The 14,034-nt window shown below is 70.5% G+C and carries 14 protein-coding genes; 1 reads left to right on the forward strand and 13 read right to left on the reverse strand.

Annotation, left to right across the window (positions count from 1 at the left end; translation table 11 throughout):
- Window positions 1–199: 199 nt before the first annotated feature.
- From M2165_RS14265 to gspG, 12 genes are all read right to left on the reverse strand, one after another.
- The gene (locus M2165_RS14265) at window positions 200–1,099 is read right to left on the reverse strand and encodes a 5'-nucleotidase (protein ID WP_280815266.1); all 900 of its coding nucleotides are present in this window, start codon (window positions 1,097–1,099) and stop codon (window positions 200–202) included.
- Between the two features lie 16 nt (window positions 1,100–1,115).
- Entirely contained in the window at window positions 1,116–2,354 is a 1,239-nt protein-coding gene (gene gspF, locus M2165_RS14270; protein ID WP_280815267.1) for a type II secretion system inner membrane protein GspF, read from the reverse strand.
- Between the two features lie 14 nt (window positions 2,355–2,368).
- The gene (locus tag M2165_RS14275; protein WP_280815268.1) at window positions 2,369–3,760 is read right to left on the reverse strand and encodes an ATPase, T2SS/T4P/T4SS family; all 1,392 of its coding nucleotides are present in this window, start codon (window positions 3,758–3,760) and stop codon (window positions 2,369–2,371) included.
- 16 nt (window positions 3,761–3,776) lie between these two features.
- Complete coding sequence (gspD, locus tag M2165_RS14280) at window positions 3,777–6,098, reverse strand: type II secretion system secretin GspD (RefSeq protein ID WP_280815269.1); 2,322 nt, start codon at window positions 6,096–6,098, stop codon at window positions 3,777–3,779.
- A 2-nt stretch (window positions 6,099–6,100) separates the two neighbouring features.
- Complete coding sequence (gspN, locus tag M2165_RS14285) at window positions 6,101–6,901, reverse strand: type II secretion system protein N (protein WP_280815270.1); 801 nt, start codon at window positions 6,899–6,901, stop codon at window positions 6,101–6,103.
- A gap of 10 nt (window positions 6,902–6,911) precedes the next feature.
- Window positions 6,912–7,448, reverse strand: coding sequence for a type II secretion system protein GspM (gene gspM, locus M2165_RS14290; protein WP_280815271.1), 537 nt, complete (start codon window positions 7,446–7,448; stop codon window positions 6,912–6,914).
- Window positions 7,445–8,656, reverse strand: coding sequence for a type II secretion system protein GspL (gene gspL / locus M2165_RS14295; RefSeq protein WP_280815272.1), 1,212 nt, complete (start codon window positions 8,654–8,656; stop codon window positions 7,445–7,447). The genes gspM and gspL overlap by 4 nt, the downstream gene beginning before the upstream one ends.
- Window positions 8,657–8,790: 134 nt before the next feature.
- Window positions 8,791–9,804 (reverse strand): type II secretion system minor pseudopilin GspK, encoded by a 1,014-nt coding sequence (gene gspK, locus M2165_RS14300; protein WP_280815273.1) that lies wholly within the window; start codon window positions 9,802–9,804, stop codon window positions 8,791–8,793.
- Window positions 9,801–10,487: a prepilin-type N-terminal cleavage/methylation domain-containing protein gene (locus M2165_RS14305; protein ID WP_280815274.1), complete on the reverse strand. Its 687-nt coding sequence runs from the start codon at window positions 10,485–10,487 to the stop codon at window positions 9,801–9,803. Before M2165_RS14305 ends, gspK begins: the two co-directional genes overlap by 4 nt.
- Window positions 10,487–10,864 (reverse strand): type II secretion system minor pseudopilin GspI, encoded by a 378-nt coding sequence (gene gspI, locus M2165_RS14310; protein WP_280815275.1) that lies wholly within the window; start codon window positions 10,862–10,864, stop codon window positions 10,487–10,489. Before gspI ends, M2165_RS14305 begins: the two co-directional genes overlap by 1 nt.
- Window positions 10,861–11,328, reverse strand: coding sequence for a prepilin-type N-terminal cleavage/methylation domain-containing protein (locus M2165_RS14315; RefSeq protein ID WP_280815276.1), 468 nt, complete (start codon window positions 11,326–11,328; stop codon window positions 10,861–10,863). Before M2165_RS14315 ends, gspI begins: the two co-directional genes overlap by 4 nt.
- Window positions 11,303–11,743 (reverse strand): type II secretion system major pseudopilin GspG, encoded by a 441-nt coding sequence (gspG, locus tag M2165_RS14320; RefSeq protein WP_280815277.1) that lies wholly within the window; start codon window positions 11,741–11,743, stop codon window positions 11,303–11,305. Before gspG ends, M2165_RS14315 begins: the two co-directional genes overlap by 26 nt.
- Before the next feature lie 49 nt (window positions 11,744–11,792).
- On the opposite strand from gspG, the gene M2165_RS14325 reads away from it, so the two are divergent.
- Window positions 11,793–12,425, forward strand: coding sequence for a type II secretion system protein N (locus tag M2165_RS14325; protein WP_280815278.1), 633 nt, complete (start codon window positions 11,793–11,795; stop codon window positions 12,423–12,425).
- Window positions 12,426–12,434: 9 nt separating this feature from the next.
- On the opposite strand, the gene ilvA is transcribed toward M2165_RS14325, so the two are convergent.
- A complete protein-coding gene (gene ilvA, locus M2165_RS14330; RefSeq protein WP_280815279.1) occupies window positions 12,435–14,024 on the reverse strand; it encodes a threonine ammonia-lyase, biosynthetic in 1,590 nt (529 codons plus the stop codon).
- Window positions 14,025–14,034 lie beyond the last annotated feature (10 nt).

The raw sequence follows: 14,034 nt of genomic DNA on the forward strand, positions 1-14,034 counted from the left end.
GGTGTCGTGGGCAGAGCGGGCACGGGCCCTCGCGCGCAAAAAAAAGTGCCCGAAGGGCACGTGCGCGGCGTTGGCGAAGATTAGGGAGAAGCGATGACGTCACGGTGAATCACCCGTGACATCGCGACGGCAGGCGCATGACAGCGCCAGTGTTCAAGCAGCGAGCGAAGCGGCGCGGCCGCTTCCGCGGGCGAAGCCCCTACGCTTCGTTGCTGATGCCGCTCGACACGTGCCCCGCCGGCACATGGCGAGCCGCGGCGTCGACGTGGCCGGTCTGGTCGTCGAAGAAGAAGTCTGGCTCGAACTCGCGCAGGAACTCGCCCTTGGGCAGGCCGCCGAGGAACATGGCTTCGTCGACCTTGATGTTCCACTTCATCAGCGTGCGGATCGCGCGCTCGTGCGCCGGCGCGCTGCGCGCGGTGACGAGGGCGGTGCGGATGCGCATCTGCGCGTTGCCCGCCATCTGCAGGCGGTGCAGCGCGGCCAGCAGCGGCTTGAACGGGCCTTCGGGCAGCGGCAGGTCGGCCTTGCTGAGTTCGTGCGCCTGGAAGGCGTCGAGGCCCTGGGCCTGGTAGATGCGCTCGGCTTCGTCGGAGAACAGCACCGCGTCGCCGTCGAAGGCGATGCGCACTTCGTTGGGCCAGGCGTCGCTGGCCTTGACCGATTCGACCAGCACGCGCGCGGCCGGGAAGCCGGCGCTGAGCGCCTCGCGCACGTCCTGCGCATTGACCGAGAGGAACAGGTGCGCCCGCAGCGGCCGCAGGTAGCCGAAGGGCGGCCGGCCCTGCGTGAACACGCCGCGCTGCAGCTTGATGTCGGCCGCGGCGCTCGAGCGGAAGATGCGCATGCCCGAGACCGGGTCGTTGCGCGAAAGGATCACGACCTCGACGCGCTGCACGCCGTCGTCGTTGAAGCGCAGCAGCTTGCGGATCAGCGAGTACGCGATGCCGGGCGCGGCGGGCACGTCGAGCCGCTCGAGCTGCAGCTTCATGTAGCCTGCGTCGTCCCCCGACTCGAAGACGAGGTTCTCCTCTTCGAGGTTGAATAGGGCACGCGAGGAGATCGCGACCACGAGCTTGTCTTCGAGGGTTACCGGCATGGCAGGTTTCCTTGCCTCACTTCACGAACTGATTGAGCTGGATGATGGGGAGCATCACCGCCAGGACGATCAGCATCACCACGCCGCCCATCGCGACGATCAGGAGCGGCTCGAGGATGGTGGCGAGATGCATCGCGCGGCGCTGCACTTCGGCGCCCAGCTGGTTGGCGGCGCGCTGCAGCATCAATGGCAGCGTGCCGGTCTGCTCGCCGAGACGCGCGAACATCGAGACCAGACCCGGAAAGCGCTTCTTCTGCGCGAGCGCGGAGGCGAGCGGCGCGCCTTCGCGCACCAGCACCAACGCATCGAGCGCATCGGCGCGCATGGCGCGGTTGCCGAGCGTTTCCGAGGCGGCCTGCAGCGCACGCAGGATCGGCACGCCGGCGGTCGCGAGCATGGCCAGCGTGCTGGCGAAGCGCGCCGCGTTGTAGCCGCGCGCGAGCTTGCCGACCAGCGGCAGCCGCAGCCACGCCGCGTCGAACTTCAGCCGGAAGGCCTCCTGCGCGAGCGCGATGCGCGCGGCGACGGCCGCGAACACCACGCCGCCGAGCATCCACCAGCCGTAGTTGCGCACCGCGGCGCTCAGCGAGAGCATCACGGTGGTCAGGAAGGGCAGCGACCGCTTGGTGCCCGCGAACACCTGCGCCACCTGCGGCACCACGTAGCTCACGAGGAAGATGACGATCACGATCGCCACCAGCGTGACGATGGCCGGATAGAGCGCCGCGCCCACGAGCTTCTGCTGCAGCGCCTGGCGCGCCTCGAGGTCGTCGGCCAGTCGGTCGAGCACGAGGCCCAGGTTGCCGCTCTGCTCGCCCGCACCGATGACCGCCGTGTAGATGGGCGAGAACTCGCGCGGATGCGCGGAAAGCGCACGCGCGAAGGGCGAGCCCGCGTTCACCTCTGCGCGCAGCGAGGCGACGAGGTTGCGCTGCGGCTCGGACTCGGCTTCGTCGGTGAGCGCGGTCAGCGCGCGTTCGAGCGGAAGGCCCGAGGATACGAGGCCCGCGAGCTGACGCGTCCAGACCGCGAGGCCGGTGGAATTGAAGACCCGCTTGCCGCCGCCGAGCCAGCGCGCCAGCCCCGTGGGCCGGCCGCTGGCGTCGAGCTGTTCGCTGCCGACCGGCTTGACCGACAGCGGAATCAGCGCCTGTGCGCGCAGCATGCTGCGCGCGCTGCGCGCGGTGTCGGCCTCGAGCACGCCTTCGCGCGACTGGCCGCTGGCATCGATGGCTTCGAAGGAATAGGCGGGCATGTCAGCGGCGGCGGCTATTCACGCGTGACGCGCAGCAGCTCGGCACGGGAGGTGATGCCGGCCTGCACCAGCCGTTCGCCGTCGTCGCGCATCGAGCGCAGGCCGCCGCGCGTGCCGGCCTCGAACAGCTGGCTCTCGGCGGCCCTGCCGTGGATCAGCGCCTGGACTTCGTCGTTCGCGACCAGCAGTTCGAAGATGCCGGTGCGGCCCTGGTAGCCGGTCTGGCCGCAGGCGTCGCAGCCGGCGCCGCCGCAGGTGGTGCAGACCTTGCGCACCAGCCGCTGCGCGAGCACGCCGAGCAGCGACGAGCTCAGCAGGAAGGGCTCCACGCCCATGTCGGTGAGGCGCGTGACGGCGCTGACCGAGTCGTTGGTGTGCAGCGTGGCGAGCACGAGGTGGCCGGTGAGCGAGGCCTGGATCGCGATCTGCGCGGTCTCGAAGTCGCGGATCTCGCCGATCATGATGACGTCGGGGTCCTGCCGCAGGATCGCGCGCAGTGCCTTCGCGAAGGTGAGCTCGATCTTGGCGTTGATCTGGGTCTGGCCCACGCCTGGCAGCTCGTACTCGATCGGGTCCTCCACCGTCATGATGTTGCTGCGGCTGGCGTCGAGCCGCGCCAGCGCCGCATACAGCGTGGTGGTCTTGCCCGAACCGGTGGGGCCGGTCACGAGGATGATGCCGTGCGGCTGCGCAATGAGCTTCTCGAAACGCTCGAGCGTGTCGCCCTGCATGCCCACCGATTCGAGCGTGAGCTTCGATTCGGTCTTGTCGAGCAGGCGCAGCACCGCGCGCTCGCCGTGCGCGCTCGGCAGCGTGGAGACGCGCACGTCGACCGCGCGCGTGCCGATGCGCAGCGAGATGCGGCCGTCCTGCGGCAGCCGCTTCTCCGAGATGTCGAGGTCGGCCATGATCTTCAGGCGCGAGATCAGCGCCGCATGCAGCGCGCGGTTGGGCTGCACCACCTCGCGCAGCGTGCCGTCGATGCGGAAGCGCACGGACGAAGTGCGCTCGTAGGGCTCGATGTGGATGTCGCTCGCGCCGTCGCGCGCGGCCTGCGTAAGCAGGGCGTTGAGCATGCGGATGATCGGCGCGTCGCCGGCGCTTTCGAGCAGGTCTTCCACGGCGGGCAGCTCCTGCATCATGCGCGAGAGGTCGGCGTCGCTCTGCACCTCGCTCACGACCGCGGCGGCGCTCGATTCGCCCTGCGCATAGGCGGCGCTGATGCGCTGCGCGAGCGGACCCGCATCCAGCACCTCGAAGGCATGCACGCCGTACTTGCGCGTGACTTCGCCGAGCGCACTGCGGGAGGGCTGGCTCGACATCCACAGCGTGCAGCGGCCGTCGTCGGCCTCCTCGAGCAGCAGCTGCTGGCTGCGGGCGAATGCGTAGGGCAGGGGATGGCGCATGGCGGTCGCTTCGGCTTCAGGGCAGTTCGCGGGCGGTGCTCGGATCGGCCGTGGGCGGCAGCGCCCCGCGCAGGGTGCCCGATGCGCGCTGCGGCTGGCCGCTGCGGCGGTCGGCGGCGGGGCTGGCCGGCGCGGGCGGCGGGATCAGCCGCGTGCCCTCGATGCGTTCGCCGCTGTCGTTGCTGCTGCTGCGGGCACCCGAGCGCGGCAGCGGCGCCGCCGGCAGCACGGGCGACGAATCGACGCCGCGCAGCATGATGTTGTCGGTGGTGGGCTGGGCGCGCTGCTGCATGCCGCGGATCTCGTCGTAGCGGTCGTAGGCGAAGGCTTCGGTCGAGGCGCCGTCGCGCATGACCACCGGGCGCAGGAACATCATGAGGTTGCTCTTGCTGCGCGAGCGCACTTCGTTCTTGAACAGGTTGCCGAGCACCGGGATGTCGCCGGCCACGGGCACCTTCTCGATGGTGTTGTTGTAGTCGTCCGAGAGCAGGCCGCCCAGCATGACGAGGCCGCCGTCCTCCACCAGCACGCTCGATTCGATCGAGCGCTTGTTGGTGGTCGGGCCATTCGGGTTGTTGACCGTGTTCTGGTCGACCGTCGAGGTCTCCTGGAAGATCGTCATCTTCACCGTGCCGCTCTCGTTGATCGTCGGGCGCACGCGCAGCGTCAGGCCGACGTCCTTGCGTTCCACGGTGGTGAAGGGGTTGATGCCCACCGAGCCCGAGGTGCTCGCGTACTGGCCGGTGACGAAGGGCACGTTCTGGCCGATGACGATCTTGGCCTCCTCGTTGTCGAGCGTCAGCAGGTTGGGCGTGGAGAGCACGTTGGCATCGCCGTCGCTGTTGAAGAAGTTGGCGATCGCGCCAAGGATGTACTGGCCGCCGATCTTGCCCGCGATGCCGAGGTTCAGGCCCGCCGAGGGCCGCACGTTGGCCACGTCGCGCGTGGCCAGCGCCTGCGTGAGCGCGAGGATGTTGGCGCTCGAGAGGCTCGAATTGGTGCCGATGACCGCGTTGTTGCCGAGCGCGCTCTGCCACTGCACGCCGAAGTTGGCGGCCTTCTTGGCGCTGACCTCGACGATCAGCGCCTCGATCATGACCTGCGCGCGCCGGCCGTCGAGCCGGTCAATCACGGCGCGCATCTGCCGGTACTGCGGCTCGGGCGCGGTGATGATCAGCGAGTTGGTCGAGGGATCGGCCTGGATCTGTCCGCCGGTCGAGGGCTGGTTGGCGTTGTTGAGCGGCGCGTTGGCGGCCGGCGAGCCGCTGCCCTGGCTGTTGAGGTTCACCGGTGTCGCCTGCGGAATGTTCGCCTGTGCCTGCGTGCCGGTGCCGCCGGCCGCGCCGGGGACGCCCGGCGTGCCGGGGAGCTGGTTCGCGGCCATGGCGGCGCGCAGCGTGGCTGCGAGCCGCACCGCGTCGGCGTTCTTCAGGTAGACCACGTAGATGTTGCCGGCGGCGCCGTTGCTGGTTTCGGCCGCCGGCCGGTCGAGCTTCTCGACCAGCGTGCGCACCAGCGAGGCGCGCGCGGGATTGGCCGCGCGCAGGATCAGCGCGTTGCTGCGCGGATCGGCCAGCAGCGTGGTGCGGAACGAGGCGTCGGGCGTGCCCGGCGCCGCAGCGCCCGGTGCGCCCGAGCCGCTGCCGTCGACCAGCCGCGTGATCAGCGGCAGCATGTCGGTGGCGATCGAATGCTTGAGCGGGATCACCTCGATGTCGGAGGCGTTGGGCACGTCGAGCGCGGCGACGATGCGCGCGAGCCGGCGCATGTTGCCCGCGTAGTCGGTGATCACGAGCGAGTTGTTGCCCGGGTTCACGTTGATTGTGTTGTTGGGCGGGATCAGCGGACGCAGCACCGGCAGCAGGCTGTTCGCGGACTCGTAGTTGAGCCTGAAGATCTGCGTGACGATCTGGTTGTCGGCCGCGGAGCCTGCGGTCGGCGTGGCGGTGTTGACGGTCTGGCTCTGCAGCTTGGCGTCGGCCTCGGGCACGATCTTGTAGAGGCCTTCGGCCTCCACCACCGCGAAGCCCTGCAGCCGCAGCGCGGAAGCGAACTGGTTGAAGGCGGCCGTGGGCGCGAGCGGCCGGTCGGTGACGAGGTTCATCGTGCCCTTGACGCGCGGGTCGACCACCACGTCGCGGCCGGTCACCACCGCCATCGTGCGGGCCACGGCCTCGATGTCCGCATTGGCGAAGTTGAGCGTGATGGGTTCGCCGCGGCGCGGCGCGCCGGCGCCCGGGGTCTGCGCGAAGGCCGGCGGCGTCTGCAGGACGGTGGCGGCGATCAGCATCTGCGCCGCGAGTGCGACGATGCCGAGCGAGGTCGATGGCTTCTTCATGGTCAACCCAGGGTGATGATCGAACGCGCGTTCTCGCGCCGTCCGATGATGTTCAACAAATTGGAGAGTGCGTCTTCGCGGCCCGCGGCGGCGCTGGCTTCGCCGTTGAAGCGGAAGGCGGTGCCGTTCCAGCTGCCGCTGCCGTTGAGCTGCAGGCTGCCTTCGCGCGTGCTCAGCAGCAGGCTGGGCCGGCTGCCGCCTTCGAGCGTGAGGCGGTAGCTGCCCATCGGCTTGAGGGTAGACAGGCTCGATGACACGTCGGTGGCGTCGAGCGTGGCCTGACCCGAGATACGCAGCACGGGACCGTCCCACTGCAACGCCAGCGCGCGCGTGGAGAGATCGAGCGTGCCTTCGAGCCGGAGCGTGTTCCAGGGCGCGCCCAGGCCGGTCAGCAGGCTGGCGGGCCAGCGCGAGCTGCCGTCGCCCCATTGCAGTTGCATGCCGTCGGCACGCGGGCTGGCCTTGAGAAGCAGCGGCCGGGCCGCGCAGCAGGGCAGGTCGAGCACCGCCGACAGGCCGCTCCAGCCCGGCCGCATGCGCCAGTTGAGCAGGCCGGGCAGCGACACCGCCTCGGCGCCGCCCGCGCCGCTCGCGAGCACCACGGCCGCGGTGCCGTTCCAGACCGTGCCGCGCGGATTGACGAGCAGCAGGCGGCCCTGGGTCCAGCCGGAGAGCGCCGCGGACAGCCAGCGTGCGGGCGCGAACAGCACGAGCGCGACCAGCGCGCCGATCACGATGCCGAGCACGGCCCAGCGCCAGCCGCGGCGCGGCGCCGGATCGGAAAGCGGAGCGCGCGTCACCATGCGATCGGGCTCACCGGGCTGCGGGCAGCGCCATCACGAACGTGCCCTCCCATCGCACCGTCGGGACCTGCGGCTCCTTGCTGGCAGCCGGCGAAGGCGGCGCGGCGGTGGCGCGGGTCAGGTGGGCTTCGCGCGGCACCGCGTGCGCATTGCCGCGCGCCTGCGTGAGCCACTGCGCGACGGCATCCGCGGGCGCGGCGCGCAGCGTGATGGTGGCGGCGCCGTCGCCGCTCGCCGCCAGCAGTTGGGCATTGCCGCCGAGGCTCTGGCGCACGGAGGTCTCGAGGGCGCGCAGCGCGTCGTCGCGCGTGAGGCGGGGCTGCGCCTGCAGCAGCTTGGCGCGTTCCTGCAGGGTGGCCATCTGCTGCAGTTGCGCGTCGAGCCTGGCGTGCTCGGTGCGTGCCGCGGCCAGGGTGCGAAGCGCGGGGGCCAGGCCGATCCACCACAGCAGCGCGAGCGCGACGAGCGCGGCCGCGATGCCGACCAGGCGGCGCTCGCGCTGTTCGAGCGCGGCCCAGCGGGCGCGGAGCTGTTCGCCGGGGTTCATCGCGAGGCCTCCGCCTGCACCAGCAGGAGATCGCCCTCGGCGCGCACGCTGTAGCCGCGCGGGCCCATGGCGCCGGAGAGGCGGGTGAGTTCGGCAGGCTGCAGCGCCAGGCCGCGCAGGCGCAGCTGGCCGGCGCTGAAGTCGATGGCGGTGGGCGTGCGGCCCGGCGGAAGGTTGCCGGCGAGCGCGCCGATCATCGGTTCGAGGTCGCTGCCGGCCACGTCGCCCACGGCCTGCTGCAGCGCCGCGACCTCGCGGCTCATCTGCAGCGGCGCATCGACCACGAGTTTCACGGCAGGGAAGGTCTGGGTCAGCATGGTCTTGATGGCCTCGCGCTTGCGCTCGAGCGCCTGGCGTTCCTGCCACGCCCAGGCATTGAGGCCGATCAGCTGGATCAAGAGCAGCGCGACGACGCCCCAGCGCGCGGCGCGCCACTCGGGCGCATGGCGCAAGGTCTGGAGCAGTGAAGCGAACTTCTTGCCGGCGCGCGCGCGGCCCGTGGCGGCGAGGTCGAACTGGGCGAGTTCCCACGGGGTGCGCGTGGCCTGCAGCCAGCGCTGCGGCGCCTGCACCAGCGGCAGGCGACGCTCGAGCAGGCGTTCCGCGGCTTCGGCCACCGCCGGTTCTGCAGCGATGACGGCGGTATCGAGCGGCAGCGCGGCCGCGAGCGCGAGGCCTGCGCCCGCGAGCGGCAGCGAGACCACGCCGTCGGCGTCGCAGACGGTGAGCATCGGTGCCTCCGCTTCACCGGTGACCTGCAGCAGCGGCGGTGCATCGGGCGGCTGCGGTGCGAACTCGGGAACGATGCGCACCACGCGCCGGCCCGCGGTCTCGAGGCCCTGCACCAAGGCACGCAGCCAGATGCGGTTGCAGGCCGCCACCCAGACCGGCGCGCCGGGCCTGGCTTCGGGTTCGAGCGCGAAGTGCAGCGCCTCGGGTTCGTCGAGCAGCCGCTCTTCGAGCAGGCCGTCGAGCACGGCGCGCAGCTTCGATGCGCTGCCCGTGCTGCCCTTGGGCAGCGTGACGCGGTGCCACGACAGTGCCGCGGCGGGAATGCCGAGCGTGACTTCCGCACCGGCCGGCAGCAGCGCGCGCAGCGCGCGCCCGTGGTCGCGCAGCGCGATGCCGTCGTCGCCCGCCTGGACCCAGTCGTACTCGCCCGCGGCATCGGCCGGGGGGAGGGGGGCAATGAGCAGCAGCGGAGTCATTTCGAATTCGGAAAGGGCGGGTGATTGTAGGGGTCGACCGCGGCAGGTCTGCTACTTTTTTCATAGCGATTAACCCATGTGCGGCGGGCGTTGGAAGATTTATTAATGCAAAGAATTGACGGAGCAAACCCGCCTCAGGGTTTAGCCGGAGGCGCCACGAGGCCTGCGCCGCGATGGCGCCAGACGGTCTTGACGGTGATGCCGTTGCGCTGCAGCAGCGAGCGTTCCTCGACCCAGGTGCGGTCGATCCGCAGCCGGCCATGGACTTCGAAGAACTGTGTGCTCACGCTGTGCTGGTTGGCGTTGAACTGCGAGCCGCCGTTGGGCAGCGCCTGGCTCGCGTCGGCGATCTGCCGGAAGAACGCGCGGGTGCGCTTCTCGACCACCTGGCGCGCGTCGCTGATGCTCAGCGAGGGCAGGCTCGCGCTGATGGCCTCGGCGCTCGCGGTGTTGATGTTGAGCGGCGTCCGGATGGGCAGCACCGTGACGTAGGGCTCGAGCGCTGCCACGGTCGAGGGCGAGAGGCCGAGCCATACCAGTTGCGACACTTCCTGCGGCATCAGCGGCGCCCCGGCGCCGTCGCTGCCGCCGCCACCACCGGATGCGTCGGCCGGCGCCGCCATCGCGCGCAGCAGCGAGCTGGTCATCACCGCGAGTTCGGAGGCCGGCAGGCCGAGGATGTTGAACAGCTTGGTGAAGGTGGCGACGCTGGCCGGCACGGGCTTGTTGCCGTCGACCAGCGACAGCACGTTGAGCTTGGACTGCGCATCGACGATGCGGCCCGAGAGGAAGGCGTCGGGCAGTCCTTCGAGGCTGTCGCTCGCCACGTTCTTCTCGGCCGAGAGAAAGCTCGTGAGCCGCGCCTCGGCGAGCGGCACGGCCCAGGGCTCGGCGAGATGGTCGGGGCCGCCGGTCATGCCGTCCTCGCGCAGGATCAGGCGCGACCAGTCGAGCGCGCCGATCAGCACCCAGGCCGCCTGCACCCGGCCGCGCTCGGCGGCTTCGACCTCGGAGGCGCGCCACTGCTGCCAGAGCGCAGCGGCGGAGAAGGTGGCGACGAGCATCACGGTGAGCATCGCCGCGAGCAGCGCCGCGCCGCGCTGGCCGCGGCTGCGCGCATGGCGGGGGGCTGGCGCCGACCGCCTCATGACCTTGGCGCTCCCACCGTGGGCCGGACCCAGTCGCGCGTGAGCGCGCCCGCCAGCCCGTCGCCCGGCGACAGGTTGAGCACCAGCCGGACGCCGTCGGGCATGTTCACCGTGGCGCCGGCCGGATTGGCCGGGTCCGCCGGATTGGGCGTGGCGGCCGGCAGCGCGCCCGCGGGCGTCCAGCTGTTCTCGCGGAAGTAGTAGAGCTGCCAGCTGTCGACGGGCATCAAGGCGACGTCGCCGCCGGCACCTCCGCCGCCGTCCTGCGCCCAGGATTCGGCCATGTTCCAGGCCTGCTGCCATTCGCTGCGCGTGGTGAAGGGCGGCGACTGCCAGCGGCGCCAGCGCGTGCCATCGGGGCCGCTGCGCAGCGTCCAGGCCGCGACCATCATTGCGGGCGCGCTCTCGTCGCTGGTTCGGCGCGTGAGCCTCAGCACGCGGCCGTTCCAGTCGATCGGGCGCGTCTGCGCGAGCGTGGTGACGGCATCGAGGTCGGCGCTCCACTGCGCGAGCGTGGTCTGCAGCGTGAGCACCGCGTCGGCCCGCTGCTGGTTCTGCGTGGTGGCGCGCGACATGCTGTCGAGCCCGCGCCAGCTCACAAGCGCGAGCAGCGCCATGACCGAGATGGCGACCAGCAGCTCGATCAGCGTGAAGCCGCGCGCGGCCAGGCGGTGCGCCTTCATCAGAAGCGCCCCACCACGGTCGAGACGCGCAGCACCGGCGCATTCGCCTCGTCGCGCACCTGCACGTCGACGCGCCGGAAGTTGGGATTCAGCGTGGCGATGGTGGACGTGGTCACGTTGAACGAAACGCCCGCCTGCACGCAGATCGACCCCGAATCGCCCAAGGCCGGCATTTGCCGCGCCAGCCGCGCCTTGGCGAGTTCGTTCTCGGCGCAGAGGTCGGCCAGCAGCAGGTCGGACTGGCGTTGCGCATTGCGCGTGAGCGACATCGTCGCCTGCGAGCCCGCTGCGAGTGCGAGCGCCACGATGCCGAGCGCGATCAGCACCTCGACGAGCGTGAAGCCACGGCTTCGCTTGCCGCGCGTGCTGCTCTTCATGGCGTGGAGACGGTGAAGGGACGCAGGCCGTCGGTGGCGACGCGCAGCGAGCGCGCCGGCGGGCCTTCGGTCTGCAGCACGATCTGCTGCGCGGCGATGATCGGATCGGGACCGAGCTGCACCGCGGCGATGGGCGCGCCGCTCGCGAGGGAGGCCTGCGCGCTGATGCCGCCCATGGTCCAGCCGGCGGGCAGCGCATCGGCCGGCAGGCCGTCGAAGACGAAATTGCCGCCTTCCACGAGGCGCCATCGCACCGCCACGCCGCTCGCGCGCGACTGGGCGCGGGCCGACTCGAGCAGCGCGGCGAGCCGGTCGGCTTCGCGGTCGAGCCGGGCGGCGCTGCTGTCGCGCATCGCGAAGCTCACGCTGGCGGTGCCGATCGCGATGATCGCGATCACCACGATCAGCTCGAGCAGCGTGAAGCCGCGGGCGCGGCGGCTACTGCCAGCTGCCGATGTCGGCATTCTTGCCCTCGCCACCGGCCTGGCCATCGGCACCGAGCGAGAGCACGTCGATTTCGCCCTTGATACCCGGGTTCATGTACTGGTAGGGATGGCCCCAGGGATCGTTCGGCAGCTTCTCGACGTAAGGCTTCCAGTTGGGCGCCGCGGGGCCGGTGGTCGGGCGCACGAGCAGCGCCTGCAGGCCCTGTTCGGCCGTGGGATAGCGCTGGTTGTCGAGGCGGTAGAGCTTGAGCGCCTGCATCAGGTTGTTGATGTCGGTCTTGGCCGCGGTCACGCGGGCGTCGTCCGCGCGTTCGATCACGTTGGGCACGATCAGCGCGGCCAGCACGCCGATGATGACCAGCACCACCATCAGCTCGATCAGCGTGAAGCCGCGCTGGGCGGTGCGGAAGGTCTCGTGAAGGATTTTTTTCATAACGGGGAAGACATGTTGCGGAAGGCGCGCTGCATGATAATCCGCGCCCATGACAAGTCCCTATTCCGCCGCGCGCTGGCACGCCCCGCTTGCCACCACCGGCCTGTGGGCGCTGGCAGCCGGCGCGGCCGTGTTCTGGGGACTGCGGCTCGCGAGTCCGGCCCAGGCGATCGCGCCCGCAGCGACGCTGCCGCGCGCACCGGTCTCGGCCGATGCGGACGCGGTGGCGCGGCTGTTCGGCGCACTGCCGGTGGAGCAGGCGGCGCCTGCGGCCCCGGAGGCGGCAAGCCGTTTCGCGCTCTCGGGCGTGGTGGCGGATCCGTCGAACCAGGGCGCGGCTTTGATCTCGATCGACGGCAAGCCGCCGCGGCCCTTCCGGGTGGGCTCGCGCGTCGGCGAAGGCTATGTGCTGCAGTCGGTGGGCGTGCGCGCGGCGACGCTGGGCACGAGCGCGGACGGGCCCGCGGCCTTCACGCTGCAGTTGCCGGTGCGGGCGCCGCTCAATGTGGGCAGTCCGCTGCCGGCGGCGCCGGCGGTGTCCCCGCCGCAGCCCTCATCGCCAGCGCAGCCGCCATCGCCCGGGGCCGTGGGCCTCCTGCCGGCCACCGTGCCCTCGGTTGCCGCGCCACCGCCGGAACAGCAGTCCGGCGACCATCAGCCGCCGGCCCAAGCCGCGCAGTAGCCGCCCGGCTCAGGCCTGCAGGAACAGGCGGTAGGCCGGGTTCGCGGTTTCTTCCACGTAGGGATAGCCGAGCGTTTCGAGAAAGGCGTCGAAGGCCGCGGCATCGCCCGCCGGCACTTGCAGGCCGACGAGGATGCGCCCGTAGTCGGCGCCCTGGTTGCGGTAGTGGAACAGGCTGATGTTCCAGTTCGGCCGCATCAGGCTCAGAAACTTGAGCAGCGCCCCGGGACGTTCGGGGAAGATGAAGCGCAGCAGCCGCTCGTCGTGGGCGAGGCCGGTGCGCCCGCCGACCATGTGCCGCAGGTGTTCCTTGGCGAGTTCGTCGTGCGTGAGGTCGAGCGCGTCGAAGCCATGCGCATTGAAGGTCTGGGCGATGGTCGCCGACTCGCCGCGCGTGGAGGTGGTCAGGCCCACGAACACATGCGCCTTGGACGCGTCGCTGATGCGGTAGTTGAACTCCGTCACGTTGCGCAGCGCGCCGCCCACCGAACCGGTTTCCTGCGATTCGCTCGCGGGCATTTCGCCGACGAGCTCGCAGAAGCGCCGGAAGCTGCCGCGCTCCTCGGGAATGGTGACCGCGAACAACGCCTCGCGTTCTTCGCCGACCTCGGCGCGCTCGGCAACGAAGCGCAGCCGGTCGAAGTTCATGTTCGCACCGCACAGGATCGCCGCATAGGTCTCACCGTGGCGGCCGTGCCCGGCCACGTACTGCTTGATCGCGGCCACCGCCAGCGCCCCCGCGGGTTCGACGATGCTGCGGGTGTCGACGAAGATGTCCTTGATGGCGGCGCAGACGGCATCGGTATCGACCGCGATGTATTCGTCGACCAGGTTGCTGGCGATCCGGAAGGTCTCCTCGCCCACCAGCTTGACGGCCGTGCCGTCCGAGAACAGTCCCACGTCGGGCAGGCTCACGCGCTGGTGCGCGGCGACCGATTGCATCATCGCGTCGGAGTCGTTCATCTGGACGCCGATCACCTTGATCTCGGGACGCAGCGCCTTGATGTAGTTGGCGACGCCCGAGATCAACCCGCCGCCGCCGATGGCCACGAAGACCGCATCGAGCCGGCCCTGGTGCTGGCGAAGAATCTCCATCGCGATCGTGCCTTGTCCGGCAATCACGTCAGGGTCGTCGAAAGGATGCACGAAGGTGAGGTTCTGCTGCGCCTGCAGTTCGAGCGCATGCAGATAAGCATCGGAATAGCTGTCGCCATGCAGCACCACCTCGCCGCCGAAACCGCGCACTGCATCGATCTTGAGCCGAGGCGTCGTGACCGGCATGACCACCACCGCGCGCGTGCCGAGCTTGCGCGCGCCGAGCGCCACGCCTTGCGCGTGATTGCCGGCCGATGCGCAGATGACCCCACTTGCAAGCTGCTCGGGCGTGAGGTGGGCCATCTTGTTGTATGCGCCGCGAAGCTTGAAGCTGAAGACCGGCTGCTGGTCTTCGCGCTTGAGCAGCACCGTATTGCCGAGCCGCGCGCTGAGCGCTTGCGCCTTCTCGAGCGCCGATTCGATTGCTACATCGTAAACGCGAGCATTCAGGATTTTTCTGAGATAGTCGGCGGGCGTGAGCGCCGGAACAGGTACGTCTCGCACGTTATTTCCA

The sequence above is a fragment of the Variovorax sp. TBS-050B genome (assembly GCF_029893635.1).
Lineage (GTDB): Bacteria > Pseudomonadota > Gammaproteobacteria > Burkholderiales > Burkholderiaceae_C > Variovorax.

Coding starts and splice junctions, on each gene's coding strand:
- M2165_RS14265 (WP_280815266.1), bottom strand. CDS start 1,099: ATGCCGGTAACCCTCGAAGACAAGCTCGTGGTCGCGATCTCCTCGCGT.
- gspF (WP_280815267.1), bottom strand. CDS start 2,354: ATGCCCGCCTATTCCTTCGAAGCCATCGATGCCAGCGGCCAGTCGCGC.
- M2165_RS14275 (WP_280815268.1), bottom strand. CDS start 3,760: ATGCGCCATCCCCTGCCCTACGCATTCGCCCGCAGCCAGCAGCTGCTG.
- gspD (WP_280815269.1), bottom strand. CDS start 6,098: ATGAAGAAGCCATCGACCTCGCTCGGCATCGTCGCACTCGCGGCGCAG.
- gspN (WP_280815270.1), bottom strand. CDS start 6,901: ATGGTGACGCGCGCTCCGCTTTCCGATCCGGCGCCGCGCCGCGGCTGG.
- gspM (WP_280815271.1), bottom strand. CDS start 7,448: ATGAACCCCGGCGAACAGCTCCGCGCCCGCTGGGCCGCGCTCGAACAG.
- gspL (WP_280815272.1), bottom strand. CDS start 8,656: ATGACTCCGCTGCTGCTCATTGCCCCCCTCCCCCCGGCCGATGCCGCG.
- gspK (WP_280815273.1), bottom strand. CDS start 9,804: ATGAGGCGGTCGGCGCCAGCCCCCCGCCATGCGCGCAGCCGCGGCCAG.
- M2165_RS14305 (WP_280815274.1), bottom strand. CDS start 10,487: ATGAAGGCGCACCGCCTGGCCGCGCGCGGCTTCACGCTGATCGAGCTG.
- gspI (WP_280815275.1), bottom strand. CDS start 10,864: ATGAAGAGCAGCACGCGCGGCAAGCGAAGCCGTGGCTTCACGCTCGTC.
- M2165_RS14315 (WP_280815276.1), bottom strand. CDS start 11,328: ATGCCGACATCGGCAGCTGGCAGTAGCCGCCGCGCCCGCGGCTTCACG.
- gspG (WP_280815277.1), bottom strand. CDS start 11,743: ATGAAAAAAATCCTTCACGAGACCTTCCGCACCGCCCAGCGCGGCTTC.
- M2165_RS14325 (WP_280815278.1), top strand. CDS start 11,793: ATGACAAGTCCCTATTCCGCCGCGCGCTGGCACGCCCCGCTTGCCACC.